Source organism: Bradyrhizobium sp. Kon69 (assembly GCF_055807515.1).
This window is the reverse complement of sequence record NZ_JBVVOS010000246.1, coordinates 1-306: the sequence shown is the minus strand read 5'-3', so window position 1 is coordinate 306 and position 306 is coordinate 1. Positions and strand designations below refer to the sequence as shown.

The 306-nt window shown below is 62.7% G+C and carries 1 protein-coding gene; it reads right to left on the bottom strand.

Going from position 1 to position 306, the window contains the following annotated elements; all coding sequences use genetic code 11:
* Positions 1–182: hypothetical protein (locus tag AC0L3U_RS39015; RefSeq protein WP_473365061.1), on the bottom strand; the 182-nt coding region annotated here is incomplete at its 3' end.
* Positions 183–306: the final 124 nt, after the last annotated feature.

Genomic DNA, 306 nt, shown 5'->3' with positions numbered 1-306 from the left:
ACTTCGAATTGCTCAGCTTTCGCTCGATGGATGAGATCAATGCGTTGCGTGCCGATGTCGATGCCCAAGCCGGCGATGAGCCACTGGCTCAGGTAGCGGTGTGAGATGCGCCGGCCAATCAGGTACTGCAAGGCAATCACCAGCACGTCGAGGGCGTGGCTGATGGCGGTCAGGTCGGCCACGGTCGGGCGCGACAGGACGCGTTCTACCTGAGACAGGAAACCCACCGACCGCCGACACCATCGAAATGCTCGTCGACCTGCAGCTGTTCGATCCGCTGTTCCCGGCCAGCGCCGAGGCGCTGGA